Annotated in this window: 26 protein-coding genes; 13 read left to right on the top strand and 13 right to left on the bottom strand. The window is 57.5% G+C overall.

Features of this window, described 5'->3' with window-relative positions; genetic code table 11:
* Positions 1–30 precede the first annotated feature (30 nt).
* From MQE22_RS08730 to MQE22_RS08720, 3 genes are all read right to left on the bottom strand, one after another.
* The gene (locus MQE22_RS08730; protein WP_255789621.1) at positions 31–546 is read right to left on the bottom strand and encodes a hypothetical protein; all 516 of its coding nucleotides are present in this window, start codon (positions 544–546) and stop codon (positions 31–33) included.
* Between the two features lie 212 nt (positions 547–758).
* Complete coding sequence (locus MQE22_RS08725) at positions 759–1,301, bottom strand: DedA family protein (RefSeq protein ID WP_255789620.1); 543 nt, start codon at positions 1,299–1,301, stop codon at positions 759–761.
* 5 nt (positions 1,302–1,306) lie between these two features.
* Positions 1,307–1,966: a hypothetical protein gene (locus MQE22_RS08720; protein WP_255789619.1), complete on the bottom strand. Its 660-nt coding sequence runs from the start codon at positions 1,964–1,966 to the stop codon at positions 1,307–1,309.
* 218 nt (positions 1,967–2,184) lie between these two features.
* On the opposite strand from MQE22_RS08720, the gene MQE22_RS13775 reads away from it, so the two are divergent.
* On the top strand, positions 2,185–2,544 hold the full coding sequence (locus MQE22_RS13775; protein WP_304665203.1) for a hypothetical protein: 360 nt from the start codon (positions 2,185–2,187) through the stop codon (positions 2,542–2,544).
* Between the two features lie 156 nt (positions 2,545–2,700).
* Here the strand turns inward: MQE22_RS13775 and MQE22_RS08705 are convergent, their stop codons facing one another.
* Positions 2,701–3,375, bottom strand: a complete 675-nt coding sequence (locus tag MQE22_RS08705; RefSeq protein WP_255789617.1) for a hypothetical protein — start codon at positions 3,373–3,375, stop codon at positions 2,701–2,703.
* A gap of 271 nt (positions 3,376–3,646) precedes the next feature.
* On the opposite strand from MQE22_RS08705, the gene MQE22_RS08700 reads away from it, so the two are divergent.
* Positions 3,647–3,997 (top strand): splicing factor U2AF large subunit, encoded by a 351-nt coding sequence (locus MQE22_RS08700; protein WP_255789616.1) that lies wholly within the window; start codon positions 3,647–3,649, stop codon positions 3,995–3,997.
* Between the two features lie 557 nt (positions 3,998–4,554).
* Complete coding sequence (locus MQE22_RS08695) at positions 4,555–5,586, top strand: IS110 family RNA-guided transposase (protein ID WP_255789396.1); 1,032 nt, start codon at positions 4,555–4,557, stop codon at positions 5,584–5,586.
* 221 nt (positions 5,587–5,807) lie between these two features.
* On the opposite strand, the gene MQE22_RS13880 is transcribed toward MQE22_RS08695, so the two are convergent.
* The 6 genes from MQE22_RS13880 to MQE22_RS08670 form a co-directional block, all read right to left on the bottom strand.
* On the bottom strand, positions 5,808–6,131 hold the full coding sequence (locus tag MQE22_RS13880; protein ID WP_483190462.1) for a lytic transglycosylase domain-containing protein: 324 nt from the start codon (positions 6,129–6,131) through the stop codon (positions 5,808–5,810).
* Between the two features lie 136 nt (positions 6,132–6,267).
* Positions 6,268–6,723, bottom strand: a complete 456-nt coding sequence (locus MQE22_RS08690) for a hypothetical protein (protein ID WP_255789614.1) — start codon at positions 6,721–6,723, stop codon at positions 6,268–6,270.
* Positions 6,720–7,007 carry a glycine zipper domain-containing protein gene (locus tag MQE22_RS08685; protein ID WP_255789612.1) on the bottom strand — a complete coding sequence of 96 codons (288 nt, stop codon included), beginning with the start codon at positions 7,005–7,007 and terminating at the stop codon, positions 6,720–6,722. Before MQE22_RS08685 ends, MQE22_RS08690 begins: the two co-directional genes overlap by 4 nt.
* A 507-nt stretch (positions 7,008–7,514) precedes the next feature.
* Entirely contained in the window at positions 7,515–8,021 is a 507-nt protein-coding gene (gene ssb, locus MQE22_RS08680; protein ID WP_255789609.1) for a single-stranded DNA-binding protein, read from the bottom strand.
* A 157-nt stretch (positions 8,022–8,178) separates the two neighbouring features.
* A complete protein-coding gene (locus tag MQE22_RS08675; RefSeq protein WP_255789607.1) occupies positions 8,179–8,829 on the bottom strand; it encodes a hypothetical protein in 651 nt (216 codons plus the stop codon).
* A gap of 49 nt (positions 8,830–8,878) precedes the next feature.
* A complete protein-coding gene (locus MQE22_RS08670) occupies positions 8,879–12,079 on the bottom strand; it encodes a DNA polymerase (RefSeq protein WP_255789606.1) in 3,201 nt (1,066 codons plus the stop codon).
* Positions 12,080–12,351: 272 nt separating this feature from the next.
* On the opposite strand from MQE22_RS08670, the gene MQE22_RS08665 reads away from it, so the two are divergent.
* The 7 genes from MQE22_RS08665 (at position 12,352) to MQE22_RS08635 (ending at position 20,861) form a co-directional block, all read left to right on the top strand.
* The gene (locus MQE22_RS08665) at positions 12,352–14,958 is read left to right on the top strand and encodes a DUF3854 domain-containing protein (RefSeq protein WP_255789605.1); all 2,607 of its coding nucleotides are present in this window, start codon (positions 12,352–12,354) and stop codon (positions 14,956–14,958) included.
* Between the two features lie 1,159 nt (positions 14,959–16,117).
* Complete coding sequence (locus MQE22_RS08660) at positions 16,118–17,101, top strand: BRO-N domain-containing protein (protein ID WP_255789604.1); 984 nt, start codon at positions 16,118–16,120, stop codon at positions 17,099–17,101.
* A gap of 54 nt (positions 17,102–17,155) precedes the next feature.
* Complete coding sequence (locus tag MQE22_RS08655) at positions 17,156–17,701, top strand: hypothetical protein (RefSeq protein ID WP_255789601.1); 546 nt, start codon at positions 17,156–17,158, stop codon at positions 17,699–17,701.
* A gap of 70 nt (positions 17,702–17,771) precedes the next feature.
* Positions 17,772–18,221 (top strand): hypothetical protein, encoded by a 450-nt coding sequence (locus tag MQE22_RS08650; RefSeq protein ID WP_255789600.1) that lies wholly within the window; start codon positions 17,772–17,774, stop codon positions 18,219–18,221.
* Positions 18,222–18,240: 19 nt separating this feature from the next.
* On the top strand, positions 18,241–18,396 hold the full coding sequence (locus MQE22_RS08645; RefSeq protein ID WP_255789598.1) for a hypothetical protein: 156 nt from the start codon (positions 18,241–18,243) through the stop codon (positions 18,394–18,396).
* 129 nt (positions 18,397–18,525) lie between these two features.
* Complete coding sequence (locus tag MQE22_RS08640) at positions 18,526–19,557, top strand: IS110 family RNA-guided transposase (RefSeq protein ID WP_255789396.1); 1,032 nt, start codon at positions 18,526–18,528, stop codon at positions 19,555–19,557.
* A gap of 293 nt (positions 19,558–19,850) precedes the next feature.
* Positions 19,851–20,861: a hypothetical protein gene (locus tag MQE22_RS08635; RefSeq protein WP_255789597.1), complete on the top strand. Its 1,011-nt coding sequence runs from the start codon at positions 19,851–19,853 to the stop codon at positions 20,859–20,861.
* A gap of 21 nt (positions 20,862–20,882) precedes the next feature.
* On the opposite strand, the gene MQE22_RS08630 is transcribed toward MQE22_RS08635, so the two are convergent.
* Positions 20,883–21,245 carry a hypothetical protein gene (locus tag MQE22_RS08630; RefSeq protein ID WP_255789596.1) on the bottom strand — a complete coding sequence of 121 codons (363 nt, stop codon included), beginning with the start codon at positions 21,243–21,245 and terminating at the stop codon, positions 20,883–20,885.
* A 767-nt stretch (positions 21,246–22,012) separates the two neighbouring features.
* On the opposite strand from MQE22_RS08630, the gene MQE22_RS08625 reads away from it, so the two are divergent.
* Complete coding sequence (locus tag MQE22_RS08625; protein WP_255789594.1) at positions 22,013–22,255, top strand: FitA-like ribbon-helix-helix domain-containing protein; 243 nt, start codon at positions 22,013–22,015, stop codon at positions 22,253–22,255.
* The gene (locus MQE22_RS08620) at positions 22,252–22,647 is read left to right on the top strand and encodes a type II toxin-antitoxin system VapC family toxin (RefSeq protein ID WP_255789592.1); all 396 of its coding nucleotides are present in this window, start codon (positions 22,252–22,254) and stop codon (positions 22,645–22,647) included. The genes MQE22_RS08625 and MQE22_RS08620 overlap by 4 nt, the downstream gene beginning before the upstream one ends.
* A gap of 168 nt (positions 22,648–22,815) precedes the next feature.
* On the opposite strand, the gene MQE22_RS08615 is transcribed toward MQE22_RS08620, so the two are convergent.
* Positions 22,816–23,286, bottom strand: a complete 471-nt coding sequence (locus MQE22_RS08615; RefSeq protein ID WP_255789586.1) for a hypothetical protein — start codon at positions 23,284–23,286, stop codon at positions 22,816–22,818.
* Positions 23,287–23,320: 34 nt separating this feature from the next.
* Positions 23,321–24,337 carry a tetratricopeptide repeat protein gene (locus tag MQE22_RS08610; RefSeq protein ID WP_255789583.1) on the bottom strand — a complete coding sequence of 339 codons (1,017 nt, stop codon included), beginning with the start codon at positions 24,335–24,337 and terminating at the stop codon, positions 23,321–23,323.
* Positions 24,338–24,485: 148 nt separating this feature from the next.
* Here MQE22_RS08610 and MQE22_RS08605 point away from each other — a divergent pair, with 148 nt between their 5' ends.
* Positions 24,486–25,781: an ISNCY family transposase gene (locus MQE22_RS08605; RefSeq protein ID WP_304665202.1), complete on the top strand. Its 1,296-nt coding sequence runs from the start codon at positions 24,486–24,488 to the stop codon at positions 25,779–25,781.
* Positions 25,782–25,969: the final 188 nt, after the last annotated feature.

The raw sequence follows: 25,969 nt of genomic DNA, 5'->3' as shown, positions 1-25,969 counted from the left end.
GAGATTGCTCTCCTGGATGATGGGCTAGCCTCAGTGATTGAAGTGAGGAACCTGGATATGCGGCCTTTCAATGTTTGGGCGCTCGATGTTCGGACGCTCGATATTCGGTCGCATAACCATTGGACGGGCCATCATGCTCGGACGCATCGGCCCAGGTCCGAAGTGATGGCCGTGCATCATTCCCGCATTGTCGTCATACCCGCGACGATGCTGCATGACCTGGTTGTACGCCTGAGGGTTGCCGGGTGTGGCTGGCGTAGCGGGAGTCCCTGGTCCATTGGGCTGCGCTGGAGTCGCTGCATAGGGATAGGCTGGCGTGACTGGTGCCGGGGCGGGGCCAGACGGCGCCGGTAGGGGTGCAGCGCCTCCTGGAGCAGGGGCAGTTGGTTGTGGTGCCGTCGTCCCAGGCGCTGGGGGCGGTGGCGGGGTCTCCGGAGCAGGAGCTGTCCCACTCGGTGGCGGAGGCGGAGGAAGCGCCGCATCGGCATAGCCAGCCAATAAAGACAAACTCAACCCCAGCATTGCGGTTTTCAGTATTCGATTCATCGTCGAGACTCCTTTTTGATGTTCGGCAGTTACCCCCAAGCACAAACCTTGCCAACTCTTCACCGCCCGATTTTGCTGGAGCAATCCGAGGGACATGTAGGAAAATGGCGACAGCCGATCTCTTTCACGAGGCATCTGGAGAGTCCACTGGCGCTACCAGCTCGAAAATCATTGATCAATAGGGTTGTCGTTTATCAACCACGCACCCAACACTACAACAATCCAAGAAGATAGCCTGCACCGCCCCAGAAGCCCACCCATGCAGTTGCGCCGAGAAGATTCCATAGGTAGAAATCCCGGAAGGAGGATTCCGCAGATCCAGAAATGTACCCTTGGAGCTGGCGAAGTGGCACGACAAAGCGCCCAAAGAGCACCACCACGCTGCCGTATTTTTTCAAGAAGCGGTGCGTTTTCAACAACCGATCAGGCGTCACCCCGATCCATTTACCATGTCTCCGTAGCCAAGAAATGCCAATCTTCTCGCCAAGAAAATACGCAAAAAACCATCCCAGAGAGGTACCTGCTACCGCTAACAGAAACAGTAGCTCGAGGTTCAAGGTTCCTTGCGCCGCCAGGAACCCAGCTGCAATCAAGAAGGTTTCTCCCGGGGCAAAAATGACACCCGCACTCTCAATGAACAGGCTTCCAAACACCATCCAGACGCCATACTGCCGAATCACCCCCGCTCCAGCCTGCACTGTCGCATGCAGCTCCTGGAGATACGCTAGCCCTTCATGCTGAAGCCATTGCATCATCGTCATTATCCTTGTTGGGCCGCACGCGTCTGTGCCGCTACCGAGGGTAGCCAATGATCAGAGGCAAAGGCTGGTAACGTTTGCAAGCGAACCAGGGCGGCTTTCGCAGAACTTCGTTGGTCGGCTGGTAACCACTGCGTCGCCTGCCTTTCTGAGGAGAGGATAGCGTGGTCTGCTGTTCTTCGTCCCCACCAGCGAGCGAGTCCGGAGAATATCCCTGACGGCGGATGCTCGGCAGCCGAAAGCATCATCTGATAGGTGTGGTGATGTTGTAGGACACCAATTCCGACTAGCAAGAGCCACAGCTTCTCGTTTGCGCGCAACGGAGTAAACCACGCAGGACTGACTGCTACGCAGCGATCCTGTTTGCCGGCAATAGCGGTGAGGTAGGGGGCATCTGGAATATGGGCGACCTTGCTGATTGCTTTGGCAGGAGCCAGAAAGATGTTGGTCCTATTTCCGGATAATTTTTGCGCTTCCCCAAAAATCTGGTGATCAGTGGATGAGAGCTGCAGGGACTCTTTGGCAAGCCAGTGACAAGCTAAACGCGATGAGGTGATCACGTGTGCAGAGGCATTGGCACACCCGAGAGCCAAGCACAGGCACAAAGTCGCAGCAAGTCCAGTGCAGCGTTGATGACGAAAACGGTGGGTTTTGATCTCCATATTTTCTCTCAAAGAAAATGCCCCCACGGCTTGCTATGGCGTGGAGGCAGACAGAATGAACTACCTGGGCGGTCCTCCCGGCGGCGGTCCTCCCGGTGGCGGTCCTCCAGGCGGCGGTCCTCCAGGCGGCGGTCCTCCAGGCGGCGGTCCTCCCGGCGGCGGTCCTCCCGGCGGCGGTCCTCCCGGCGGCGGTCCTCCCGGCGGCGGTCCTCCCGGCGGTGGTCGTCCCGGCGGTGGTCCTCCCGGCGGTGGTCCTCCCGGCGGCGGTCCTCCCGGCGGCGGTCCTCCCGGCGGCGGTCCTCCCGGCGGTGGCTGCGGCGCGCCCGGAGGAGCCGGTGGCGGCGGAGGCACTCCCAAGCCCGCGAAATAGGCCCCTGGAGGCGGGGGTGGTGGTGCCCCTGGCGGCGGCGGTGGCGGTGGCGGCGCGCCCGGTGGCGGGGGTGGTGGCGGCGCTGGATAGTACTCATAGTAGTACTGCGGGTAGTAATACCACATCAGATACTGCGCATAGAGCGGCTGCTGATAATACTCCACATATCCTGGTGGTGGTGTCCAGAAACTATACTGCGGGTAGTTAGAAAACCCCACAGCATAGCCGGGTCCACCCAAATCCAGGCTGAAGTTCAACGGATCCGCCTGAGCGGATGCCGCAAAACCCATCGCGGAAGTCGCGAGCGCTATAAAAACTGCTTTCTTCAACTGTCGAGGCATCACAGACCTCCTCTGTTCGCTGCTCAGAACTCCGCTCCGATCCCGACATCGCCCCGCAAAAGGTTGGGCGCACCAGACTCGGTAAAGTCATCGTCGTGAAGACCAACATAAAAATCCAGGTTGGCTACCAAGGGATAGTAGACGTTCACCCCCATCTGCAGGAGATCGGAGGCGCGGTTGTAACTGAGCGGAGGGAATCCACTGACATGGCTGGTTTCTGAAACACCTCCCAGATACCCCAGATAACCCGTCACGTTAGCAAAGGGTAATGAAGCTGCCGCATATACCCCGCCACCAAGGTTGTCGAGCGCCTGGGAGGCATGATAGCCAGCGTAGGCATCCGTCTCGCCAAAATGATTGTATTCATAGCCAAGGTATGGACCCACAGCCAAAACTGGGCTTGTCGGAAACAAATAGCCTACTTTCAAGCCAAAGGTATTGCTGTCGCCGCCGGTGTAGCCGTCAAAGGCCGGGCCAAACTGATGACGAAACTTGGCGGTTCCGAAGAATCCCTGGGAAAAGAGGCTACCCCGCAGCCCGAGGCCACCGGTGGTATTCCCATAGTGATTCGATGTCCCCTGCACATTTCCCGACACGTCCGCTTGATTCATGGCGGAGTAGACCGAAGCACTGGCGCTTGCTGCAGCCAATAGCAAGGCAACGCTGATACTGAGGGAAATCAGCTCATTCTTTTTCATGGCACTTCTCCTGTTTTGCGACTGTGGGGATTCCTGAGCAAACCCCGTGCCAGAGAGCGAGATATCATCATTGTAGGGGCTTGGTAGCGTTGCCCGGAATTGGCAGCAGTATTTCTGTCGCCTGCAGAAGACAAAATGGCTTCATGCATACCATCTGTTGCCCTTGTTGGACTACCGATCGCGGCCGAAATCGAGCATTTCTGGCGAGTAAAGAGGCTTGGCATCGATTCTGCTTAGACAGCTTTGATCATGTAGTAGAGGAGACACAATTATGGGTACCGGTACGTATTCCAAAACAAGTCGTTCCATTTTGGTCTCGATTGCCCTTGCTCTCGTCGGTTGCATCGCCTGTCCTTCCGCAGCAAATGCCGAGGCGATGGCAGGGGTTTGGTATGGCACCTCGGCGACAAACTGGACTCTGCCTGCTGCTGATCAGCTGTATGCGTATGGCTACAGCCCGCAAAATTCCCGGCGCGCCTATCGCCGGGAGGCGAAGTGGGAGCGCCATTGGCAAAAACGGCAACGAAAGGAGGATCGCCGCTACTGGAAAGCAAGACGGAAATATTATCGCCGTATGTACAAAGCCGAACGTCAGTACGATCGTTCCGTGTATGGACAATGAGGAGAACAGCAATGAACGAGAAATCAGCAAGCCGCCTACCGCTGCGGATCCTGGGCTGGGCGGTTGTTGCCAGTCTGAGTCTGGGGCTGATGGGGTGTTACGCAGAAGTTTCTCCACCACCTCCAGGTCCAGGAGGTGTCTATGGACCTCCGCCGCCACCGCCACCACCAGGACCGGGAGCACCGCCGCCGCCACCGCCGGGTCCTCCACCTCCACCACCTCCTGGCTATTACAACTGAGTCGTGAATTTCTTCGCGTGATCCTGCCCGTATCTCCCCCGCTGGGGAGGTGCGGGCATCTGTAGCCATTTTTCTACATTTTTTGCATACTGCACCGATGCTGCCGGTATGGGTTCATGCAAGGCGATTCTTGTTGGTCCAGCGTTATAGGCTTCCAGCGCCAGGGTCAGTCGTCCATCAAAGATGTAATGGATGCCTCCCCTTATAGGATCGGCAGCGGGGAGCTCCACGAGTAGGCAGGGAGCCCTCGCTTGAACCGAACGGCATCAAAGTGCCAAGGTGGAAGTTCATCCACAAATGGGTCAAGGAGGACTCACGATGCAGAATACAATTTATGGGCTGGATTTGGCAAAACGGGTGATGCAGTTGCACTGGGTAGATTGGGAGACGGGCGAGATTCATCGCAAGCAAGTGCGACGTGGCAAATTGCTCGAGTTCTTTGTGAACCGCGAGCCCGGCATTGTCGCCATGGAAGCTTGTGGTAGTGCCCACTACTGGGCGCGGGAACTGGGCAAGCTAGGGCACGAGGTGCGCTTGATCGCGGCGCAGTTTGTGCGCCCTTTCGTCAAGACCAACAAGACCGATGCGGCAGACGCAGCGGCGATCTGGGAAACTGTTCAGCGTCCTGGTATGCGCTTTGTCGCCGTCAAAAGCGAGGAGCAGCAGTCCGTTCTGGCCTTGCATCGCATGCGGGAACAGTTGGTCAAGATCCGGACCATGCAGGTGAATGAGATTCGGGGGCTGCTCTATGAATTTGGTATAGATCTTCCCCAAGGCCGCGAGAAAGGTCTCAAGGAGATCCCCGATGCTCTCTCGACGTTGGAGGACAGGCTATCGGCCGTGGCACTAGAGACCTTCCGGCGTCAGATCCAGCGGCTGGCAGAATTCGACAAAGACATAGCCGATATAGAGAAACGGCTGAGGCTATGGAAAAAGGACCAGGAAGCGGTGGCCCGTTTGATGGCGATCCCTGGCGTGGGGCTACTCACTGCCACAGCTATCGTGGCTACAGTAGGGGATATGAAGTCCTTTCGCTCTGGCCGGGAGTTCGCGTCGTTCTTGGGGTTGGTTCCACGGCAGACCGGTACTGGCGGGAAGATTCGCCTGTTGGGTATCAGCAAGCGCGGAGATACCTATCTCCGAACCCTATTGGCCCATGGGGCGCGAGCCGTGGTGAATTGCCAGACCAGGGATCGAAATCCCTGGATCGACAAATTACGCTGTCGGCGGCCCCACAATGTGGTCGTCGTAGCACAAGCCAATAAAATGGCTCGAACGATCTGGGCGTTGCTGGCCAAAAACCGCCAGTATGACCCGAATTACAAGCCAATAGCGGTAGCCGTCGCATGATTACAGGACGATAGTCGAATAGCATGTTTATAGTTTCACAGTTGCGCAGGTAGGCACGATTGATGGCGTAACAGGTCAGACCGGGGAAGGGAGAGCCTGGATCAATCTTGTCCCAAAAAAGGACGCAATAAAGATAAGGTCCCTTTCAGCGGATTTCATCAGGGCCAGCAGGAACCTCCTGCATAACAGGCCGGATATAAGGCAGCACTTTGACCTCACCGTCATACATCGAACGTCGACTTGCTCAAATGGAGGCATCCATATAAGGTTTGTAAAAGCTGCCGCAAATAGACTGCAGCACCGAGAATGTTCTGCCGAGGTTTCCAGGGGTTGATGTGTAACACCTCTGTTGCTGTCGTCGGTAGGAGCTGCATGGGGCCGATCGCCCCAGCTGTACTCACTGCTGTTCCACAGCCTCGACTTTCGGTATGCAAAACCGCCGCGAGCAGCAAGGGAGACAAGCCAGTCTTACGTGCTGCAACTACTACATAAGGCGTCCAGCGCCCCGCGAGAAAGCGGATAAGCTGTTCTCTCTGGGCCAACATTGACTGCCACTGCCATCCCACCGGGATACGGTGAGGAGTGTCCTTTAACTCTTGCGGCAACAGCAAGCAGAGCAGGATCAGGAGTCCGAAAGTCCATCGCCGGCGCCTTGCGCTAGTTTTTTCCACGCACAAACTGTTAGTGAGCGCCGTTTTGCTGCCCGCGAACAGCGGCATCAGTGGTGGTCACTCGGCCACAAACCCGGGCGAAAGCAGTTTCCACGTCTGCAGCCAGTTTGGTGAGTGCGCCTACCAACACCGGCCTCGTCTTGTCTGCAGACAAATCGGGGACCGATGCTCTCATCCAGGTTCCTTCAGCAACCTCACTGAGCTGCCAACGAATGGGGACAAACGCAGCCATATCCCGAAAGGAGCGAAAATACAGACGAGAAAGATGGGGGAAATCCCAAAACAAGATTCTGGACTCGTCTTCAGGCGGAAGGTTGTCGCCCATAATATCGACAGGAGGCACATAGAGCGTCACTAAGCGAGCCCCGAGGCAGCTCATTTCTGTCAGGACCGCTCCCTCCACATCTGTCAAACACCCGGGGACAAGCTCCGTCAGCGCAAACGTGGATTGCTGCACCCTGTTCATTGGCCGTTCTGCGACAGTAGCGCCCCACCGGCGGCTCCAACAGCGCCGCCCACCGCCGCACCAATCGCTGGGCTTCCCCCGACTACGGTGCCCAAGACTGCCCCACCTGCGGCACCAATGGCGCCACCACTGAGTGCAGATTGTTGAGTCGGAGTCATGTTTGCGCAACCCGAAAGGCTGACCACGCAGAGGCCGACCAGCAACATCACCCGCCTTTTGGTTGCCAATCTAGAGGACCGAATCGCGATCGGTAGATCCATACCATTTTCCTTGACTGTGGACATGCTATACCCTCCAAAGAAGCTACTACGCAAATGCATAGCAATATTTGTGCCTTTACGGAGAACGCAATGGAGCAGCGACGTCAGGCCAAGTTGAGAGGTAAAATCCAAATTAACATCTGTCGCCAAACGTCTACACTCTCTGAACTGCGGGCCAAGTAACATGAGTACAATCCGATCTATTCCGCTACTGTTGCGCATCCTTCTGTTAGTGATATTGACCAGCTCTTTGTCTGGCTGCTTGGCATTGATGGCAGTAAACGGAGCGGCAACAGTGGCTTATTACAACCTCCCGAAAAAGGATAGGCCGTCTCTGGGTATTGATAGCAGCCATTACATAAATCGGTTAAATGGAAGGTGAGTTTCTAGGCGACAACTACGTTCTCCGCAGCTCTTGTAACCTTGGCTTGACTAGCAAGTTCCCATCTGAAATGAACGACCGCTTTTGGTCTATACCGGAAACAACAGAGTGCCATTACTTTGATGGCACTCCGCTCTCCGTATGTGATATTACCACCTGACCTTACTCAGTACACGTCTTGGCTGGAACATCGGCTCCCTCATGGTGACTAATGGAATGTCATCCATCGGGTCAAAACCATCGTCAGGCCCATGCTGGAAGTCTCCACCTCCACCACCTCCTGAATGCTGCTGGTTCGTAGTTGGGGGCTCCTGCGTGTCATCACGGCGACCGCCGATCAACTGGAGGCGGTCACCACGGATCTCTGTGGTATAACGCTCCTGACCCTCTTTGTCCGTCCATTTGCGCGTCTGTATGCGCCCCTCGATATACACTTGGCTACCCTTGCGCAGATATTCCCCGGCGATCTCTGCTTGCCGTGCCCAAAGCACCGCTCTGTGCCACTCCGTCCGGTCCTGGCGATTGCCGTCGCGGTCCTTGTAGGTCTCCGTCGTGGCAATGTTGAGCGTTGCCACCGCCGTGCCGTCAGGTAAATACCGCATCTCGGGATCGCGCCCCAAATGCCCAAATAAGATGACTTTGCATACGCCTGCCATAACGAATCTCCTGCTTTTCACGAAACTTCCAATCCACCCCGTATTCGGGACTCAAAAGGGTATAGCCGGCGATCGTTGCGATAGGCGAGGGTGCTGAAACGGCTCTGGCGAACGGATTTACCTGTGCTTTTGCTCACATGAGCGATGGTCACTCTGCCTAGTGAGAACGACCCTCAATGCGACATACCTCACTCGAGGGGATAATCAACTCTGTCAACTCGATCAGTTTTCTTCCTTCGAAATAATACCTCTCTGGCAATGGCGGCAACGGGCCACCCTTGCGGGTATTGGATTTGCGAATTTCATACCTCCAAGGCAGGCCAGGAAGTGGTGGTTCTGAGAGTATGGTGTTCTCCGCTCCCGAGAAGTGACTTACCCTGCTAAATGTACTGCTCTCAAGAACTCCGCTTTTCTTGTCGCAATATTCCAGCGATTGCCTCGATATAGTTGCCCAGCCAGCAACAGCGAGTTCGATTGCAACCCATCTCTGTTTCTTCCAGTACGAGGCCAATTCTTGCCCTTTTCCAGGCTCATAATCACCTGAGGCGACGGCATCGTCTGCTCTGCAGGCCATCCGCAGGGAAAGTTGATCAAATGACAAACCTGGGAGAAGCTGCTCTAGATCTTCGATGGTTTCCGGCTGCGCATGAGACTCTTCGCTGAAAACAGAGACGAACATGCTGCCTGGGACCGGCCATGCAAGCTCAAGTTTGCCCTCTGCCCCGAGACGCAAGAGGGTTGATAGGGAAACCTCCCATTTCTCAGCAGCATTGGCGAGCGTGTAGCCCTTTGGTTCCGGTGATGGCATGGTTGTACTCCTTGAAAAATCGTGCGCGGCTATGCCCAGAATGATGTTTTCAATGCTTCCAGGAATCCCCTACCTGTGTCTTGACCTCAACGGGAACTCCATAGGGCAATAGAAAGCGCTCTGCAGCCTGGATCATGGTCTGTTCGACGATGGGAATGACCTCGGGGACCTGCTTTTCCGGTACCTCCAGCACAAGCTCGTCATGCACAAAATTGATCAACATGGTCTGAATCTCCTCCGGCAGACTCGCAATGGCCAATAGCGCAATCTCGGCGCCGCTCCCCTGGTCCTGATAGTTGGCGGCGGAGGTGATTCGGGAAGACTGGACGATCCTTCCCGACAGGGTGGACCAGCGATAGATCTTCCCCTGCAGATCGATCTCGATCGGATTGTAGGGGTTCAGGATCGGGCGTTTCTTGTGTACGTAGAAGCGCCGCAAGAGCCAGTGCCACAGGCCGATCTCCGGGTATAGCTGGAACCAGGCAGCATGCGCTTGCTCAGCTTCGGCCAGTGTCCAGGACAGCCCATACGCGGTGACGCCATAGCGGTGGAGTCCTACGGGCTGCTGACCATAGAGGCTACCAAAGTTGACGGCTTTGGCGGCCTGTCGGGCATCGTGCAATCGTTCCGTCAGTGCGCTTGCATCCTCTGGCGAGAGTGCCGCCAGAAATTCCAGAGCGGTCTTGCCTGCCGTATTGAATTCGCCTGCCTGACTTTTCATGGCAACGGCGGTCAGGAGATGCGGATCAATGCCTCGTCGATAGGCCGAGACGAAGGGAAGGCGCTGGGGATCACCACCAGTCGCCCGGCGCAATCGGGATACCCACTTTACCAGTTCGGACGCTGCATGTCGGGCATAGTCCTCGATAGAGGATTCTCCGAAGTTCGGTGCTTCAACATCGAGCAGGCTCGCTGGAGGACTCTCATCGGCGCTTTTGAGATATTCCACGAGCTCCGGGCACTTGCCGAGGATCCAGCCAATCCGTTTTTTGAGCATTCCACGCTGTTTCGCGTAGGGGCTGTCTCGCCCTCTCCGGAGAATATCCTCGATCCGGAGGAGGGCCTCCCAGGCACGTACTCCGAGAGCCGCGGCGATGCGCAGTTCAATGGAGGAGAAGTCGGTGGCCACAATCTGGTATCCGGGACGGGCCGCGAAGATCGCCCGAAATCGCTTGTCTCGCGGCACCTGCTGCAGGGATGGGTTGGTAGCGGAGGTGCGGCCGGTGACAGTGGAAATTCCCGTCAAGGGGTGAATCCGGCCATCGGGCGAGGCCTCGGCGTGCGCTGCAAAAGCGGCAATCATGGCCCGTTCTTTTACCGCACCTTGAATGGTGCCCAAAAGACGGACCACCTTCGAGTCCGGGAAATCGAAGGCGAGACGTTTGGCATCCAGCTTGATGTCCGTCTCTTTTTCAGCGTTGTCCAAATCAGACTCCCCCGATGGAGAATCAGGCTGTAGCAGTCTGCCCGTTTCCTCGGCAATGGCTGCGGCCAGTGCCGATTTGATGGGGGCGGTCAGTCCTTTGCTCGGGGACAACAGCTCGTCGATGACGACGATCCTGTTTGGTTCTGGGTCTGGGGTTTTTTTACTGGGTTTGCCGGGTACGAGAATGGGTTGTCCCAGCTTGGGAGCCAGCTTCAGGAGTTCTGCTGCGGCCTCCTGGGCTTCCTGCGCCAATTCGGTATCGAGGGCAGCGGCACGTTCCGCAGACCATGGCACTCCGGTATGGTGCATGCGGGCGATGACCGGCAGAGCCGCCTCCATGATCCGATAGGCAGTTGCTCCGGGGTTCTTTTCCAGGGCCTGAAGGATGGCTGGGACGCAGGCGTCGTCGGGAAGATCCAGCAATTTGCGTGCAATGCGCAGCGGGGTATCCACGTCGCCCATGCAATAGTCCCAATGCGCCTTGCTCAGGCGATCTATCATCCAGTTGTGCGGTTTCTGGTATGCCTTGTCCAGACTCTCGTCGAGGTATTGCAGGGAGAGCGCCTGGAGGGAGAGGGCGCCGCCCGACTCGTCGTCTTCCTTTTTCTTGGCCATCTTGCCCTGCACGTAGTTCCAGAGCGCCTCGCGGATCGCGGGCTGGTCTTTCTGGTTGCGCACCAGGGCGGATTGCATTTCGTACAAGGCCTGGGGACGGTGTGTGGTGGCCAGCAGCATGGTGTCCAGGATGCGTTTTGGTCGGATCCCGGGATGCAGGGACAACATCCAGGCCAGATCAAAGCCCAAATTGTGGCCAATCCATATCTTGTCATGGGTTACCTTGGCCAGTGTCCTCTTTTCGGCATCGGAAAGCTGGTCGAGGTCGAAGGCGATCCGATAGCCGGTGTCGGGAACCTGCAAAGAAAGGATCCGCGCCCGGGGATGGGGATCGAGGGTACACCCAGCAGCCCGTAACGCTTTGATGGTGTTGCCCCCGATGGTTTGGGTGGCAGAAGGTGCCTGGGGAGTCTCGTAGGCCGTCAAACCCGTCGTCTCGAAGTCGAGCACAATGGCATCACTGGCTCCGAGGGCGGTCAAAGCCTCCGGCAGCTGCTCCGGACCGGCGAAGCCTGCATCCGCGTGGACCGAGTTCACTACGTCCTCCAAAGAGGCCTCGGGAGAGAGGGAAGTGTGGCAGGACTCTTCCTGCTGCTGGCCTTCCAGCTCCGTAATTGAGCACGCCGCTGCATCGTGGATTGGCTCTGGCGGTGTCTCTTCCTGTGCTGAGTCTGGTTCTGGCTGCGACTGAGGTGGCTCCGATGCGTATTGCTCCGTCTCCTGCGCGAGCTTGGGTGCATGGTTGTCGTTTCGGTTAGGCCGGTTAAGCCAGATGACCTCACCCGTGCTCATGTCTCGGGTTGCTTCTCCGAGAGCCAGGGCCATCACTTCCTCGGGGGTAGGCTGCAGGAGGCCGTTGAGATAAGTCCGCTTGGGATCTTTTCTCTCTCGTCTGGGCTGTGCAGCTGGTACGGAGTTGGCCGCGCTTACGGGCAGAGGCTTCGCCGCAGGCTTCGGCTCATCGGAGGGTGCTGTGGCAGAAAGGCGTCCCGCTGGAACCTCTTCTGGCCGAGGCTCAGGTAGCCCCGAGGCTCGTTCCCCTGCGTCCTGCACGGGCTCTGCCGCGGAGTTGTCGTCCTGTTCAGTCTGGTTGAGCCAGGTGATTTCGCCGGTGGTCATGTCCCGGGTTGCCTCTCCGAAGAAAAGCCCAAAAAGCTCTTCCGGAGTGGGCATGGGAAGTCCATTGAACATCAGTTTTCTTGCTGCCATTGCGAAGTACTCCTCTGTCCATGCGCCCGTGCGCGATCGATCTGCTACTGGGTATAGCCGCGCGACGTTGCGATCCGTAGCCCCTCTCCCAGTGCCAGCTCTGGTGGTATAGCCAAGACCGGTTGCGGCCTAAAAATCCTGTCTCTCCAACCGACCGCCGGGGACCCAAACGACTTGCAACGGATTTTGGGTATACCCCTCTGGACGCCCGCTACGTGCCGTGCAACGTCGGCTGGGTATACCCCACAAGAACGACTCTATGCAGGTGATGGATGCTCGAGAAAAAGCAATTGCAGGAGTTGGCCCTGGCAGACCTTGCCCGGTCCGGCCTGAACCTCGAAGACGTGCAAGGCGCCCGGGTCCTGGACCACGCTTCAGCGCGCTCGGCGTTGTATCGGGGAAAAGACGAACCCATCCATGCCGAAGGGGGCTATACCTTTCACTACCATTCCCTGGATGGCAAACCCCTCCAGGAGAACCGTCTGCCATTCCTGCGCTTGCGCCTGCTGAAGCCCCACCATTCCGATACCCCGCGATATCTGTCGCCGGCAGGGACCAGTTCCCATGTCTACATTCCGGCGCAAATCCTCGACGCCGTCGCCACGGCCACCGGCTCTGTGATCGTGCTCACCGAAGGAGAGAAAAAGGCCATAGCCGGCTGCAAAGCGGGAATTCCGACATTGGCTTTGCCCGGCATCCGCATGTTCAAGAACAGTCTGGGGGAGAGCGAAGAAGCCAAACGGGAACTGCTACCCGAACTGCGGGAACTCTTGCAGCGGCTGATGGATGAATATGGGATGCGTACCCTGATCGTGCTCTTCGATTCCGACGGGAGACCCCTCAAGAAAAACGAGATCCCCGCAGAGAAACTCGATACCTACACCACGGCGGGAAGTCGCTATGTTCTCAATCCCGATGTCTATTTTTCGGCGATGCAGGCAGCCAAGCTCATTCGCAGCACGCTCGTAGGCCTGCGGGTTGCGTATGGCTGGGTGACCCCGTTCTTTGAGGGACGCGGTAAAGAACGCTCCATTCGCCACCGAGGCCTCGATGATCTTTTGGTCGATGCCGGAGAAGAGGCCGCCACAGCCTACCAGGCATTGCTGAATCCGCTGCTGGACAAGGCAAACGACACCGACCACAGTGCCCGCGAAGGAGGATTCCTGCCGTTGGGCATCACCAGCGATAGCCGGGCCGCCATCCTGTGGTCGAAGTTCCAGGATAACCTCGTTTCGGTGTCCCTGGGCGATTTGACGAAGCAACCCACTCTCTGTGCCATCCTGGGCAGAGGATATTTCGAGGCCCGCTACGGAGACGTCGATGAGCGTGGTCAGATGCGCTACGACAGCGCACGGGCAGGACGGGAAATCGCCGACGAGTGTGCCAGCCGCGGAGTGTTTTCCGAGGAAAGCCGCGTGCGCGGCTGTGGCGTCTGGTATGACCCCGATCTGGAAACGCTGGTTGTGGTGCGCCGGGACGGGGTCCTGGATATCCAGGGAAACCCCGTCGAGCGACTGGCCGCTGACCGCAAGTACATTTACACCGCCCAGGGGAAAAACCAGCCTCCTGCCTATCTCCAGGTTTCTCCAGAGGCCTATGCAGAGGTCCTGAGACGGGTGCTGCGGGACCTCCGTACCTGGAACTTCCAGCACCCAAGCACTCCCTTGCTGGTCTTGGGGTGGACCCTTTCCACGGTATTCCTGGGAGCCCTGGAGGCCCGCCCGAGTATCTGGCTGGTGGCGCCCAAGGGGTCCGGAAAATCAACCCTGCTCGATTACCTGCACCATGCACTGGGCTCCTATGCGTGGTTCACCGACATGGGGAAAGAATCGACGCCCGCGGGCATTCGCCAGGCACAGGAAACCGGCGCCTCTCCCTGCATCCTCGATGAGGTCGAGCGTGAGGCGACGACCCAGACGAGCGGGGCGGCACAGAACGCCGCCAGCATGCTCTCCCTCATGCGCTCGGCCTACAGTGCGCGCGGGGACATCCGCAAAGGCACGGCCGACCAGCGCGGGCGCAGCTTTCGGATCTCCACCTCCTTCGCACTGGGATCGATTTCGGACCCCACACTGGAGCCTGCCGATGCCAGCCGGATCGTCAAGATCTATCTGCGCAAACTGGTCACTCCGCATGCCCGCCAGCCAGACGTGCTCACCGAGCGGGATGCCCGGATATTGTTCTGGGGCACCCTCCAGCGCTGGGCATTGTTCCGCGATACCTTCCATCACCTGAAAGACGCATGGAATGGTATTTCGGCGGGGGGTGACGCGCGCGAGGCCGATACCTTCGGCACCCTCATTGCCGCTGCGCATGCGTCAGGTGGCATGCCCCATATGTCCATCATGGAGCTCGCCAATGCGGTCATGAACGATCATCGGGAACAGATTGCGGAAGCCCGCGAGCAGGGATCTGAGACAGAGATGTTCCTGCAGTCCCTGTGTGCCTCTTCGCTCGCCATCGAGCAGATGGTCAGCACCGACAACGGCGACGATCGTGTGCAGCGGGTCACGGATACCGTGGGAGAAACCATTGCCAGGATTGCCAGATCACTGCCCACGCCCGATCGGGACGATGAAAAGGCCTTGGCCATGGTTGGCATGGCGGTGAAGCTGCAGGGGGAGGTTCCGCATCTTGCCATAGCCGTCCGTCATCCCATGCTGGCCCAACTCCTGCGCGGGACACGCTGGCATGCTGATGGGGCTTGGGGAGCAGCTTTTCAGGATATTCCTTCCGTACAAAGAAAGGTGGTGTGGATTCGGGGAATTTCTATTCGCGCATACCTGATCCCTCTTTCGCTGCTGCCAGTGCAATGGGAGACAGACTCCGCTGGGGAGGGTTTGCCCGCTGCGCAGCGAGCACCTACACTGCTCATGTGAAGCGAAAGCGTCCAGAAATCACCTGCTTGGACCGTCCCTATGGGCGGTCTTTTTTTGCTCCGGGTTATCCCCAAAATCGGTGGGTGATTCTGTGGAAAACCAGCCTATGTTTGCCTCCTGCTATCGCTTTTCTTGATGCCACGGAGATAGGCAGGCAGAAATGGCCAGATTTGCGGTATTTGGCCTCAGTGCTACATCCACCACCAGAGCGCTCAGATTCGATCCTGTGGCAAATTTGGGGCATTCGCGGGCGTTTTTATAGGCGGGAACGAGATCGGCCCGCGCACTGCAGACCTTGGGTCCCAAGCTACTCGGCAGCGCCATTCCTGACGATGGCCTAACGAAGAAATCAGTCCAGGAAGGCGGCATACAGTGCGGAGTACGGTTGGCAAAGAAGCTGATCCCCACAATCTGGGGATCAGGATATGAAAGGGGTACTCACAATCTGAGTATCAGGTTCACGAGTGGCGTAATTTCGATGCCACCGGAACAGGCAATCAGATGGCAGCACTTGCCATTGTAGGACATCAGTGGTGCCTACCCATCATACCTGCTTCCAGAATCACCCACCCCCACTGGCCTCGGGTGTGGGCAGCAGATCAACCCTTTGGGACCCACCCTGCAACCATGACTGACCACCACCCTTACATCTGCCTGTCAGAGGTAAGGCGTTGACTTACAACAAGTCTCAAAAATCCCTTACATTGTGGTATACCAGAATGTCAGAGGTAAGTTTTTGAAAAACATCAACCCTTACAACCCTTACAAAAAAACGCCCATTTCGATATACGTCACGCGAGAAAAAATGCAATTCCCTTTGAGGGGGGTTCTCATGGTCTTTTCCTGGGAATCCTTGGGTACGGATCCCCTGCCGCGAATTGCAATTTTTTTCTGCTATACGTATTGATTTTGGGCAAAAATGTGTAAGGGTGTGTAAGGGTCAATAAAATCAGACTGATAGTTCTGACAGTCTGGTATACCAGAATGTAAGGGCATTTTTATTGTCCCGAATATTCAGTTGGTTAGCTCTGACAGGCCGATGTAAGGCCCCTTCTCGACAGGGAAAAGAGCACTCTTTGCCCACAGCGCAACGGATCCTGGCTATACCCCCTTGGGTGCAGATGCATCCGCATTTTCGGTTCTCGAGGAGGATAGTCCTATGTCCAAAGAAATCCTGCAGTTTCACTTCCATCAGGCGATGATTCGTATCGTCGATCGCGACGGTCAGCTGTGGTTTGTGGCTGGCGATGTTGCCCAGGCATTGGGGTATAGGGATGCTCTGAGCCTTGCCCGCTGGTTGGACGAGGATGAGAAGGGTACTCAGATTGTGAGTACCCCAGGCGGTGATCAACTAGCCACGATCATTTCCGAGTCTGGCCTCTACCACGCACTGTTGAAGTCCCGCCGCGCAGAAGCGAGGCCTTTTCGTAGATGGGTGACCGAGGAAGTGCTGCCCACGATCCGCAAGACGGGTGGGTACCCGATCCCTGGAATACTGCGGGAGATTCCAGAGGAGGAAATTCAGGGTGCAGAGCGATTGAGCCGCTTGCTGGCTCCATACCTACGCATCTTCACCAAGAGCAAGATGCGGGGGGAAGTACTGCGTGCGGCGTTGGCGAAGACCCTGCTGGATGTGCATGGCATCGATCTCGACATCGTCCTGCCCATACCCAGGGAGGGTGATCCGATCCCGGGCGGCGACGTGGGCATGACTCCCGAGAACCTGGCGGGAGAGTTTTTCTTTACGCTCTGCGCCGCAGCGCTACCCAACGGCAAGACGGTGGGGCAAACCATTGCGCGGGTGGCCACGATGATGCCCTCACCCGATCGCCGGGATGAAAAGATCTTGGCGGTCGTGGGGCTGATGGTGAAGCTACGGGAGGAAGTACCCTTTCTGGCGTTGCCGGTTCGGCATCCTCCGCTCGCGAAACTGTTACAGGGCACGCGCTGGTCAGAAAACGGCTCCTGGAGTGGCCCACTGCACAGACTTCCGAACGTCGAAGCACGGGTTACCCACTTTCGGGAATTCGGGGTAGCCAGGGCCTTCTGGATTCCGCTACAGGATTTGCCAATCGTGATGGATTCTCCAGGCAACACCGCACAGAGGCTAGCCGGGCAAGAAAACTCCGAGCAGGCGGAGTGAACGCCGCAACGCGGAGGGGCTATACCGACAGGAGACCCCTACCTTGAGGATTCGATGAAAAAGCCAGCTGCAAAACTGACACAACGAGAAAGGGCCGATCGCGTCTTGCCTCTATCGACATTGACCATCGCCACCCTCGAGGCCCGATTATATCTCGAGCAGAATGTTCCTCCGGCACGGCCTGGGGACCTGAATGATCCGGTGATGGTGGCGGGATTTTTGCGGGATACGGTGGTTCGTCCTGCCTTACAGCAATTGGCCTTCCTGGGCATGTCCACCGCACATGAAATCGTCGTGCGCAATGCGCCCTGGATGCCAGAAAATCCCTCGATTCCGGCTTGCCCGAGGGAATCCCGCCCGATGTTTGTAAAACCGGCAGGCCTGCTGGTTGGGGGGTTGTTGTTCCGATATCTCGCCGCCTTGACGGATCAGTCGACGAACGCACACCGATCCTATCTGCGGGCTGCAGAGAACCAGACACTGCTCCTCGACGTGGATATGGGGGGACCCGCGTTGCAGGTGTACCTGCCTGAACCCGTGGCACTGGCCATCGGTCATGCAGTGGCCACCCATTTTGTGTTGGGAAAGGCCATTGCCTGAAACAGGCTGCCGATCCCGCCTGGTCCCGGCTATACCCGAAGGTACACAGTCGGGGAACTTCGGAGGAAGCATGTTGAACCCAGGTGATGAGCAGAGACTCGCCGGCATGGCTACCGCGCGCCTCTTTTCTGCCATGGTCCGGATTGCCCAGGAGTCCCGTCCCGTGGACGGACTGGATGCTTTTGCCGCACTGAGCAGAGACTTGTTGGATGACCTGCAGGCCTGCCTTCTGGACCTGACCTGTCGCCCAGTTTCGCAAGGGAATGCTCGTGAACTCGCCAGGCGCTACTGCGACAAGGCAATTGGGAATTACGTTCATGAACCTGTCAGTCTGGTCGTCGATGGCATTCTGCCCAAATTGGCAGAAGCCCTTGACGAAAATGTAGAGCAGCTGATTCAGGGTATCCATTCCTGGATTCTCGAACATGGTCAAAAAGCGCATACGATGGCGTGGCTTGCCGAGCAGACCGCATGCCTGCTGCTTGCCGATGCGGTAGGCAGCACAGCCGAGAAACAATAGGGGGAGCCTCACGATGCTTATGGATGACACCAGATATCAAGTAAACGGCTCCCCGCCCTCCCTGGCCGATGTCCTCGAGCAGGCGCGGGCCGCCGGATATCCGGCGCAAGCACTGGACGAACTCCACTCCCAGGCTGCGTTTCTACGCCGGGTCGAGCGCATGGCAAAGATGTAATGGATGCCTCCCCTTATAGGATCGGCAGCGGGGAGCTCCACGAGTAGGCAGGGAGCCCTCGCTTGAACCGAACGGCATCAAAGTGCCAAGGTGGAAGTTCATCCACAAATGGGTCAAGGAGGACTCACGATGCAGAATACAATTTATGGGCTGGATTTGGCAAAACGGGTGATGCAGTTGCACTGGGTAGATTGGGAGACGGGCGAGATTCATCGCAAGCAAGTGCGACGTGGCAAATTGCTCGAGTTCTTTGTGAACCGCGAGCCCGGCATTGTCGCCATGGAAGCTTGTGGTAGTGCCCACTACTGGGCGCGGGAACTGGGCAAGCTAGGGCACGAGGTGCGCTTGATCGCGGCGCAGTTTGTGCGCCCTTTCGTCAAGACCAACAAGACCGATGCGGCAGACGCAGCGGCGATCTGGGAAACTGTTCAGCGTCCTGGTATGCGCTTTGTCGCCGTCAAAAGCGAGGAGCAGCAGTCCGTTCTGGCCTTGCATCGCATGCGGGAACAGTTGGTCAAGATCCGGACCATGCAGGTGAATGAGATTCGGGGGCTGCTCTATGAATTTGGTATAGATCTTCCCCAAGGCCGCGAGAAAGGTCTCAAGGAGATCCCCGATGCTCTCTCGACGTTGGAGGACAGGCTATCGGCCGTGGCACTAGAGACCTTCCGGCGTCAGATCCAGCGGCTGGCAGAATTCGACAAAGACATAGCCGATATAGAGAAACGGCTGAGGCTATGGAAAAAGGACCAGGAAGCGGTGGCCCGTTTGATGGCGATCCCTGGCGTGGGGCTACTCACTGCCACAGCTATCGTGGCTACAGTAGGGGATATGAAGTCCTTTCGCTCTGGCCGGGAGTTCGCGTCGTTCTTGGGGTTGGTTCCACGGCAGACCGGTACTGGCGGGAAGATTCGCCTGTTGGGTATCAGCAAGCGCGGAGATACCTATCTCCGAACCCTATTGGCCCATGGGGCGCGAGCCGTGGTGAATTGCCAGACCAGGGATCGAAATCCCTGGATCGACAAATTACGCTGTCGGCGGCCCCACAATGTGGTCGTCGTAGCACAAGCCAATAAAATGGCTCGAACGATCTGGGCGTTGCTGGCCAAAAACCGCCAGTATGACCCGAATTACAAGCCAATAGCGGTAGCCGTCGCATGATTACAGGACGATAGTCGAATAGCATGTTTATAGTTTCACAGTTGCGCAGGTAGGCACGATTGATGGCGTAACAGGTCAGACCGGGGAAGGGAGAGCCTGGATCAATCTTGTCCCAAAAAAGGACGCAATAAAGATAAGGTCCCTTTCAGCGGATTTCATCAGGGCCAGCAGGAACCTCCTGCATAACAGGCCGGATATAAGGCAGCACTTTGACCTCACCGTCATACATCGAACGTCGACTTGCTCAAATGGAGGCATCCATATAAGATGATGTGGATGCGGAACTGCGAGAGGTGTGGACACATCTCCCAGCGTTTCGCCAACAACGGGCGGCAGAGGAAAGAGAGCTGGCGGCAGGCCTCCCGGAGTCAGCAGAGAAACAGTCGCGCCTGGATCACGCACGATGGCTGGAAAAGCAGGTAACTCAACTGGCTGGCCCTGATGTGGAGGAGCGCGTTCGCGCCCGGGCGCTGGCTACGGAACTCTCGGTCCGCCTGACGGCCAAGCTCCGCAACATCGAGCTCTCCACACCGAACGTGGACCCAACCAGCCTGCGGATTTTCGAGCGCACCTTTCAGCGGCACACGCGCGGGATGGAGTCCCAGGGTGGCATGAACCGCGACGATGCCCAGCATCAGGCACGACTCGCCTTCCTGCAGGCCATGATCGAGGCGGATGTCAGCCCGGAGGATCCTGGCGGTCTCCAATCGGCGATTGTGCAGTACCGGAAGATCACTGCAAAGACTCTTGGTGCGGAGCCTGGCCATCTTCGTGACCAGTCCCTGGAAGAGCTGGGTGAAGGACATGGCATCGAGCTTCCCGCCGCCTTGTCGAGCGCGGCTACGGAGGATCCCGAACGGATGCGGGGGATTAGGTCTCTTGCCCAATCGCTGGATCAGTTGGCAGCTGCGGAACTACGGCCGCGACAATATGCGATTTATCAGGTTCTTGCCCACAATACCAATCTGTTGGATTGGCGACTCGACCCGGACGGCAAGTTGCGTTTTCAGAAACGCAAGGGGGCGGAGAAGGGGGTAAACCTTGCCACCGAGGTCATGCGTGAAGTAGGGGGATTCAGCGGTCGTGGTGCCGCGTATCGGGCGGTGCACGAAATTCTCGACCGATTGGGAGAAGCATTACGGCGCCTGGATCGTGAGGTGGTTGTCGAAGAATTGCCAGGTGAAAAGCAAGTCCAGGATCGAGAGGCAATCATCCGGGAGCGGGATGCTGATAGGAAGCCTGGCCCCACTCGTGAGCGGATAGCCAAGCCAGGCCCCGCGAGAGAGAGCGCAGAGATCGAGTAAGTCGGTCTCCTGGCCGATTGCTCACGGAGTAATGTTGACGATGTACTCTTTGGGCTTGCCCTTGCCATCGGAGTACCCGGTAGGGGTCAGAATGCCGCATGCCACGAAGTGTGCAACCGCGCGCCGTGCAAAATCCCGGGAGACCCCCATCTGCAAGGCCAACGTACGGACCACCCCAGAAAATATCCATTGATCTCCTGATTGGTAGGACTGCTGGAGGATGGCGCCTAGTAACTGTTCGCGTTGTTCCTCCTGCCGGGTTTTGTTCATCCGTGCGTATCGTTCCAGCGTGCAGTTCAGGATGGAATCGGGCAGGACCTGTTTTTGGGCAAGCCTTGCCTCTTGCATCCGGATTTTTTGCTCTGCCGTGGTAGCTCGTTTCATTGCCTCGCTCCTCACCATAATTGACGCATAATATGCGTCAACATCCGCTGTTGACGCAACTTTTGCGTCAATTTACCAAAATTTGGGCACAACACTGAATGCAAGATAAAGGGTGCATGGAAAAGCTATACCATTTTCACGGCGGCCAGATTTGGCGCGGGTTTGGCCGATTAGCGCCGCCAATCGGCCCCGCACCCGGTCTTTTTTTCGGCGCAACTTCTCCCGGCTATACCACGACAGGTGTTTTGATGCGAGACGAAGCCATGAGCGGAAAGGAAGCGGTTACGTACAGGAGAGGGTGGTGGTCATCCGATTCAGGGGAGGCCATCTCACGCTGCGTGAACAATGGGTTGTTGGGTCTTGTCCGGCGCCATGATGGAAGACTGCTGCCGATCCTCGGGCTGCGAAGCGAGGAAGGTCGGCGCTACCTGCATATCCAGGGCGCTCATCTGGACTTTTGGGCAACCGTCGAGGAACTGGTGTATCGGGGGTACCGGCTGGTCATTGCCAAGCCGGGGGTATGGGAGCTCTGGTCGGTCATTGACTGTCAGGAAACCTTGTCGATAGGGGTGCACCATGTTGGAATACACTAATGGGTCGTCAGTGAATGCGATTCGATTACTGGCTGGTATCGGTATGCAGACGTGTAATCGCGCCGCCGGTAGGCGGAGCGTCTCCTGCAGCGATCGGTTGGCCGGCGGATTGGCAGGCAAGCAATGGGGTTGTACAATGAAACCATTATGGTGCCATAGTGGTTGGAGGGAATAATGCCTACGACACTGACGTTGAAGAATATTCCGGATGATGTGTACGATCGACTACGGGCCGCAGCGGAGATGCACCGCCGTAGCCTGAACAGCGAGGCCATAGTGTGCCTTGAGACCGTGCTTACGCCGACCAAGATAGCTCCTGGCGAGCGACTTGCCCGAGCCCGCCAGCTACGGACAGGATTGAGTATGGAGTTTCACGCCCATGATATTGACGCCTTGAAGAAAGAAGGGCGTCCATGATCGTCGTGGACACAAACGTGCTGGCGTATTTGTACCTCCCGGGGGAGTACACGGCGGTGGCAGAGGCACTGATGGAACGCGACCCTGATTGGGCCGCACCCATACTTTGGCGTAGCGAGTTTCGAAACGTTCTGGCCGGATACATGCGGCGGGGGAACCTAACGTTTGAGCAGGCGTATGCGCTCCAAAGCGAAGCTGAAGACTTGCTCAATGGCGCCGAATACGAAGTGGACTCGCACAGCGTCCTGGAACTTGTGTGCAACAGTGAGTGCTCCGCCTACGATTGCGAATTTGTAGCGCTTGCGAAGAAACTTGCCGCGAAGCTCGTAACCATGGACGGCAAAGTGCTCCGTTCGTTTCCAGGCATCGCGGTAGCGCTCTCTGCGGGTTGACGTTTGGGCCGTGGTGGGTCCACTCAAGTGTTAGGCCGTATTCTCTGTGCCGACTATCAGATATGGACGCACGCGATAGGGCTTCCCTCGATTTGGGGTCTGAGCCGGCATGCAGATCGCGCTTGCCGCGCCGGCGCACGGACGCGAGTGTATAGGGGAGCACCAGGATTAGCGTTCGATTTGCAACTCCACGACTTTGGGCCACGTTACCGCCTGCCCACTCCAGTAGCCAAGTGACTCCTTTCCGGCAGCAAAGAACTGGTTAGGCACAAAGGTTTCTATCGCTTGGCAGCCATCGCCAGCGCAGGAGAGGAGCCTGAACTGGTCCGTCCCAATGACCAGGCCGGTCTTGTTGCCGCGACACCAGTAGGGACCATTGGGAGCTACGAGATATTTGCTGCCAAGGGCTGTCTTTTCCCAGCACTCTTTGGGTAATCCAGGAGCAGCCTGGATCAGGTTCGCAGAAAACAGCCCCTTCCCTACCCGGTGATCATTGGCATTGTCTGTGCCAATCCACAGCACCTTGGGCTTCTGCCAAGTCATTGTGGCGGTGCTGGATGCGGCCATGCTGGTAACGGGGCAAAGAAGAGCACAGGCCGTCAAAAGTAACGATCGCAATACGGGAACGGGACGAATCATTTTGGGGCTCCGCAGTTTCCGCTAGCATGGGTTCTCACAAAATCCCCCGGTCATCCTCTAAGATGTGCCAAGGATGACCTTCCCGCCCTCGTGCCGTGGTTACCTTCTGTACAATGGGCTGAGAGCTCTTGTCCGTTATGTTCATTAAAATTTCTTCGCTCTGGTGCAGCAGCGCCACACGCCGGTTGCCATCACTTTCCTGCAGCATCGCCTCCAAAATGGCCTGATAGGCCGCCCGGTCTCGGAGCGTCACAGAATGGTTGTAGACCCAATGCAAGAAGTTCAGGTAGGAATAGAGATAGTTCCATCGGCCGCTGTAGGTATGCACGTAATGGTCAGCCGTTTCCCGATCCGCAAAGAGCGCGGAATTTGTGCGCAAGGTACGCCTGGGCTCCGGGTTGCCCAAGAGCTCCTCCACGATGTAAGGATTCAAGAGAAAGGCCTTACGTAGTTCCGTGGCGGCGCGAAGATAATCGGCATCCTCCAGATACAGCAACGCGAGGTCATAGCGACAAGGGGGATAAACCGACTCCTCTTTCAGAGTGACTTTAGCCTGCTCCTTTTGCCCAACACGTAGTTGCTCCGATCCCAAGAAGAAGCGCACACCGAGATTATCATCGGGATCATAGGCGAGAAGCTGCTGGATGGCGGCAATGGCATCCTTATGACGGTGCAGGTAGACGTAAGAGAGAACCACGCCATTCATGGCTCGCAGAAAGGGACGATTTTCCAAGTGTCCCCATTCTACGGGTCCTTGGTATCCGCTTGGGACCAGTCGTTGGCCAATCTCTACCCCTTTGAGACAAGCCTCTAGCGCTTTCTTGGGTTGCCCTTTTTCGTAGTAGGTGTTGCCAATGTGCGCATGGCCATCAATCCATTCGGGCTCCTGCGCTACTAGGGCCTGCAACACTTTGAGATAGGCATTCAGACTCATCTGCCCGGTATTTTTGGCGTGAATCAGCTCATCCAACTGTTCATCCAGATCCCAGAAGGGCTCCTTGGGATAAGAAAACACCCCCTGACCGTCATGGACCGCAAAGCTTATGGGCACTACCGTCTCCTGACCCAGTTGCCATTCAGGTGCGAGAGTAGCCAATCATGCGAGCTTTTGAAACAAGCCATAGGTAAACTGTTAGCCCAAAGGCGTAATGTCCTCTTTGTCCAATTGTAAAATGTCCCCTTTTGGTTTTGGGGGAGCGGTGACAGAGGAGACCATTACGATGACGCAGAAGGCGGTGGACCGGCTGGAGGTGATGCAGCAGGTGGTCAGCCGGACGGTACGGCAGCATGAGGCGGCACAGCAACTCGGTCTGAGCGTGCGGCAGGTCAGGCGTCTGCTGATCCGATTTCGAGAGGAAGGGGCGGCAGGACTGGTGTCCCGCCACTTGGGGCAGCGTCCCGGCAATGCGCTATCGGGAGCGGTACGCCAAGAGGTGTTGGGGTTAGTCCGCAGTCACTATGCCGACTTCGGCCCCACGCTGGCCGTTGAGAAGCTCCGTGAGCGCCACGGGTACCAGCTCTCGGCGGAGACGCTGCGGCAGTGGATGATGACCGAGGGAGTGTGGAAGCCCAAAACCCGCAAGTCGGCCCAGATCCATCAGCGCCGTCCCCGGCGTCCCTGCCGGGGCGAGCTGGTACAGATCGACGGCTCACCCCATGATTGGTTCGAGGGTCGGGGACCGCGTCGCACGTTGATCGTGTTCATTGACGATGCCACCAGCGAGTTGCTGGCCCTGCGCTTCGCCCCCGCCGAGACGACCCAAGCCTACCTGGAGACCCTGCGCAGCTACCTGAGCGAGCATGGGCGGCCGGTGGCGCTCTACTCCGACAAGCACGGCATCTTCCGGGTGAACCACCCGGAGCGGGAGGGGGAACTGACGCAGTTCACCCGCGCGCTCAAGACCCTCGACATCGCACCGATCCACGCCAACACACCGCAGGCCAAGGGCCGCGTCGAGCGGGCCAATCAGACCCTCCAGGATCGCCTGGTCAAGGAGCTGCGTCTGGCCGGCATTTCGGACATCGACGCCGCCAACGCCTTCCTGCCGAGCTTTAGAAAGGAGTACAACGCACGCTTCGCCGTGGCTCCGCAGAATGCCACCGACGCGCATCGTCCGGTGCTGCACGACGCTCTGGAGCTCGACCTGATCTTCAGCCTGCAAAGCCACCGCAAGCTCTCGAAGAACCTCACCCTCCAGTACAAGAACCGGGAGTACCAGCTCACCGGACAGGGCAAAGGCTATCGCCTCAGAGGGGCACAGATCACGGTCTGCGAGGCCTTCGACGGCACGGTGACCTTGCTTTACCAAGGAAAGGCTCTGCCTTATCGCATCCTCAACGAAGGCGAGCCGCCCATCCCCGTAGACGATGAGAAGAGCATCCATGCCACCGTCGAGCAAGCCAAGACCATCCAGCTCCACCGCAAAACCTATAAGCCTGCACCCGACCATCCGTGGAGACGAGGCGCCACTTCTTCACCCTCCGCTACCCTCTGACACCACAAAAGGCATGAGAAAGGGGACATTTCAGTCTGGGAGAAAAGAGGACATTTCAACTTTGGGTTGACACAAGCCATAGGTAAACATCTGCAAGCCGCCGGAGGGCGTGTGGTGCTCTTCTCGTTCACTTTGTTGCAGCGTAAAGGCGTTGCCCAGCACTCTCGCCAAATCTGCCGCAGAATATC

It is taken from the genome of Acidithiobacillus sp. YTS05 (assembly GCF_024396695.1).
Taxonomy (GTDB): Bacteria; Pseudomonadota; Gammaproteobacteria; order Acidithiobacillales; family Acidithiobacillaceae; genus Igneacidithiobacillus; species Igneacidithiobacillus copahuensis.
This window is presented reverse-complemented; position numbering and strand designations above follow the sequence as displayed.

Coding starts and splice junctions, on each gene's coding strand:
- MQE22_RS08705 (WP_255789617.1), bottom strand. CDS start 3,375: ATGAAAAAGAATGAGCTGATTTCCCTCAGTATCAGCGTTGCCTTGCTA.
- MQE22_RS08720 (WP_255789619.1), bottom strand. CDS start 1,966: ATGGAGATCAAAACCCACCGTTTTCGTCATCAACGCTGCACTGGACTT.
- MQE22_RS08685 (WP_255789612.1), bottom strand. CDS start 7,007: ATGTCCACAGTCAAGGAAAATGGTATGGATCTACCGATCGCGATTCGG.
- MQE22_RS08625 (WP_255789594.1), top strand. CDS start 22,013: ATGCCTACGACACTGACGTTGAAGAATATTCCGGATGATGTGTACGAT.
- MQE22_RS08645 (WP_255789598.1), top strand. CDS start 18,241: ATGGATGACACCAGATATCAAGTAAACGGCTCCCCGCCCTCCCTGGCC.
- MQE22_RS08660 (WP_255789604.1), top strand. CDS start 16,118: ATGTCCAAAGAAATCCTGCAGTTTCACTTCCATCAGGCGATGATTCGT.
- MQE22_RS08665 (WP_255789605.1), top strand. CDS start 12,352: ATGCTCGAGAAAAAGCAATTGCAGGAGTTGGCCCTGGCAGACCTTGCC.
- ssb (WP_255789609.1), bottom strand. CDS start 8,021: ATGGCAGGCGTATGCAAAGTCATCTTATTTGGGCATTTGGGGCGCGAT.
- MQE22_RS08640 (WP_255789396.1), top strand. CDS start 18,526: ATGCAGAATACAATTTATGGGCTGGATTTGGCAAAACGGGTGATGCAG.
- MQE22_RS08620 (WP_255789592.1), top strand. CDS start 22,252: ATGATCGTCGTGGACACAAACGTGCTGGCGTATTTGTACCTCCCGGGG.
- MQE22_RS08700 (WP_255789616.1), top strand. CDS start 3,647: ATGGGTACCGGTACGTATTCCAAAACAAGTCGTTCCATTTTGGTCTCG.
- MQE22_RS08675 (WP_255789607.1), bottom strand. CDS start 8,829: ATGCCATCACCGGAACCAAAGGGCTACACGCTCGCCAATGCTGCTGAG.
- MQE22_RS08730 (WP_255789621.1), bottom strand. CDS start 546: ATGAATCGAATACTGAAAACCGCAATGCTGGGGTTGAGTTTGTCTTTA.
- MQE22_RS08650 (WP_255789600.1), top strand. CDS start 17,772: ATGTTGAACCCAGGTGATGAGCAGAGACTCGCCGGCATGGCTACCGCG.
- MQE22_RS08615 (WP_255789586.1), bottom strand. CDS start 23,286: ATGATTCGTCCCGTTCCCGTATTGCGATCGTTACTTTTGACGGCCTGT.
- MQE22_RS08630 (WP_255789596.1), bottom strand. CDS start 21,245: ATGAAACGAGCTACCACGGCAGAGCAAAAAATCCGGATGCAAGAGGCA.
- MQE22_RS08690 (WP_255789614.1), bottom strand. CDS start 6,723: ATGAACAGGGTGCAGCAATCCACGTTTGCGCTGACGGAGCTTGTCCCC.
- MQE22_RS13880 (WP_483190462.1), bottom strand. CDS start 6,131: ATGTTGGCCCAGAGAGAACAGCTTATCCGCTTTCTCGCGGGGCGCTGG.
- MQE22_RS08725 (WP_255789620.1), bottom strand. CDS start 1,301: ATGATGCAATGGCTTCAGCATGAAGGGCTAGCGTATCTCCAGGAGCTG.
- MQE22_RS08670 (WP_255789606.1), bottom strand. CDS start 12,079: ATGGCAGCAAGAAAACTGATGTTCAATGGACTTCCCATGCCCACTCCG.
- MQE22_RS08655 (WP_255789601.1), top strand. CDS start 17,156: ATGAAAAAGCCAGCTGCAAAACTGACACAACGAGAAAGGGCCGATCGC.
- MQE22_RS08695 (WP_255789396.1), top strand. CDS start 4,555: ATGCAGAATACAATTTATGGGCTGGATTTGGCAAAACGGGTGATGCAG.